This is a genomic window from Ursidibacter arcticus, from assembly GCF_009761375.1.
GTDB classification, from domain to species: Bacteria; Pseudomonadota; Gammaproteobacteria; order Enterobacterales; family Pasteurellaceae; genus Ursidibacter; species Ursidibacter arcticus.
The window spans coordinates 1-1,679 of record NZ_LEKM01000049.1 but is presented as its reverse complement, the minus strand read 5'-3'; the positions used below and the strand labels follow the sequence as shown (position 1 = coordinate 1,679).

General features: G+C 40.4%; 1 protein-coding gene. It reads right to left on the bottom strand.

Annotated features, from left to right (window positions below; genetic code table 11):
- Positions 1 to 183: 183 nt before the first annotated feature.
- Positions 184 to 1,560 carry an argininosuccinate lyase gene (argH, locus tag A1D25_RS01510; RefSeq protein ID WP_157393958.1) on the bottom strand — a complete coding sequence of 459 codons (1,377 nt, stop codon included), beginning with the start codon at positions 1,558 to 1,560 and terminating at the stop codon, positions 184 to 186.
- Positions 1,561 to 1,679: the final 119 nt, after the last annotated feature.

Here is a 1,679-nt window from a genome sequence, read left to right as displayed (position 1 = left end):
ATAAAACTGCAGACTGATGACAAACCCCAATTTGTTGTATCCAATTAACGGACGCCAGCGTGGCGTCCCTACATAACAAAATAAAATCTGTTATTTTTCAATTGGTTATAACTTTCCTTGTAGGGACGCCACGCTGGCGTCCGAATGAAAAAAGACTTTGTCAATAATCTGAACAATAAATTATTACAGCCCTAAATTGATTTTTGCCGCTTGGATTGCTTCAGCAACACGCTCTAAATTCACACCACCTTTAGCACAACGTTTTGCCAAACAAGAATCCAACGAGAGAATAGGATAAACATCTTCGGCAATCGAAGAATGGAACTGATTAAATTCCGTAAGACTTAATTCTTCTAAGGCTTTACTTTGTGCAATGGCATATACCACCGCTTCGCCCACAATATGATGTGCTTCGCGGAATGGAATGCCTTTTGCGACTAAGTAGTCGGCTAATTCGGTGGCATTTGCATAGCCTTGACGTGCAGCTTCTTTGGTGCTTTCGGTATCAACTTTAATATCTTCAAGGACTAACGCTGAAATGTTGATACAAGCCTGCCACGTTTCAAGGGCATCAAAAATCCCTTCTTTGTCTTCTTGCATATCTTTATTGTAAGCAAGCGGTAAGCCTTTTAAGGTGGTTAATAAACCTGTTAATGCCCCGAATACTCGTCCTGTTTTACCACGAACAAGCTCACAAGCATCAGGATTTTTCTTTTGTGGCATCAGTGATGAACCTGATGTAACACGATCAGAAAGCTCAACAAAATGACACTCTCCACTGTTAAAAATAATCAGATCTTCTGCAAAACGTGAAAGGTGCATCATACTGATCGAAGCCGCCGCTAATAATTCAAGAACGTGATCACGATCTGATACGCTGTCTAAACTATTGCGAGTTGCGGTTTCAAAACCGAGATCTTGTGCCAGTTGATCACGATCGATTCCATAGGCAGTTCCAGCTAAAGCCCCTGAACCAAGCGGACAAGTATTCATTCGCTTATAGGCATCAGTTAAACGGCTATAATCACGTTCTAACATTTCATAATATGCCATACACCAGTGAGCAAAAGTAATTGGCTGAGCACGTTGCAAATGGGTATAACCTGGCATTACAGAAAGCTGATTAGCATCAGCCGTTTCAACTAATTTCTCTTGTAAAGCACGAACGGACTCTTGCAAAGAAAGGACTTGTGCTTTACACCACAATTTCATATCCACAGCAACTTGGTCATTACGGCTTCGCCCCGTATGTAATTTTTTACCGAGATCGCCAACTTTTTTAATCAGTTGCAATTCAACCCAGCTATGAATATCTTCCGCATCTTCTTGTAGCACAATCGCTAAATTTGGTGCAACTTCAGCACGCAACTGTTTTAATGCAGCAAGCAACTGCGTTAATTCGTCTGCACTAATAATACCAACAGAATGGATTGCTTTTGCCCACCCCATTGAACCATCAATATCTTGCAAAGCAAGACGATAATCGAAACGTAATGAATCGTTAAAATATTTGAATTGTTGATCTGCGGCTTGTGTAAAACGCCCACCCCAAAGTGCCATACTCATTTCTTCCTTTTGTAAATAAAAAAGCGGATCGCACCGCTTCATAATGGTGCTGATTATTGCATAAATATGCAATTAAGTTCAATAATTATTTTGTGATTCAGACTGATGACAAA